We start from the raw sequence: 1,032 nt of genomic DNA, 5'->3' as shown, positions 1-1,032 counted from the left end.
TACTCGCAAGAGTAAAAAGATATTTTACAATGAAGAGTTTGATCCTGGCTCAGGATGAACGCTAGCTACAGGCTTAACACATGCAAGTCGAGGGGCAGCGGGATTGAAGCTTGCTTCAATTGCCGGCGACCGGCGCACGGGTGAGTAACACGTATCCAACCTTCCGTTTACTCGGGGATAGCCTTTCGAAAGAAAGATTAATACCCGATAGTATGGTGAGATTGCATGATAGCACCATTAAAGATTCATCGGTAAACGATGGGGATGCGTTCCATTAGGTAGTAGGCGGGGTAACGGCCCACCTAGCCTGCGATGGATAGGGGTTCTGAGAGGAAGGTCCCCCACATTGGAACTGAGACACGGTCCAAACTCCTACGGGAGGCAGCAGTGAGGAATATTGGTCAATGGGCGAGAGCCTGAACCAGCCAAGTAGCGTGAAGGATGAAGGTCCTACGGATTGTAAACTTCTTTTATAAGGGAATAAAACGCTCCACGTGTGGAGCCTTGTATGTACCTTATGAATAAGCATCGGCTAACTCCGTGCCAGCAGCCGCGGTAATACGGAGGATGCGAGCGTTATCCGGATTTATTGGGTTTAAAGGGAGCGCAGACGGGATGTTAAGTCAGCTGTGAAAGTTTGCGGCTCAACCGTAAAATTGCAGTTGATACTGGCGTTCTTGAGTGCAGTTGAGGTGTGCGGAATTCGTGGTGTAGCGGTGAAATGCTTAGATATCACGAAGAACTCCGATTGCGAAGGCAGCTCACTAAACTGTAACTGACGTTCATGCTCGAAAGTGTGGGTATCAAACAGGATTAGATACCCTGGTAGTCCACACGGTAAACGATGGATACTCGCTGTTGGCGATATACGGTCAGCGGCCAAGCGAAAGCGTTAAGTATCCCACCTGGGGAGTACGCCGGCAACGGTGAAACTCAAAGGAATTGACGGGGGCCCGCACAAGCGGAGGAACATGTGGTTTAATTCGATGATACGCGAGGAACCTTACCCGGGCTTAAATTGCAGAGGAATGA

Annotated in this window: 1 rRNA gene; it reads left to right on the top strand. The window is 49.7% G+C overall.

Annotated elements, in window-relative coordinates:
• Nucleotides 1-26: 26 nt before the first annotated feature.
• Nucleotides 27-1,032: ribosomal RNA gene (locus tag H3001_RS19110) — 16S ribosomal RNA — on the top strand; the annotation flags it as partial.

The organism is Phocaeicola faecicola (genome assembly GCF_013618865.1).
Lineage (GTDB): Bacteria > Bacteroidota > Bacteroidia > Bacteroidales > Bacteroidaceae > Phocaeicola > Phocaeicola faecicola.
This window is presented reverse-complemented; position numbering and strand designations above follow the sequence as displayed.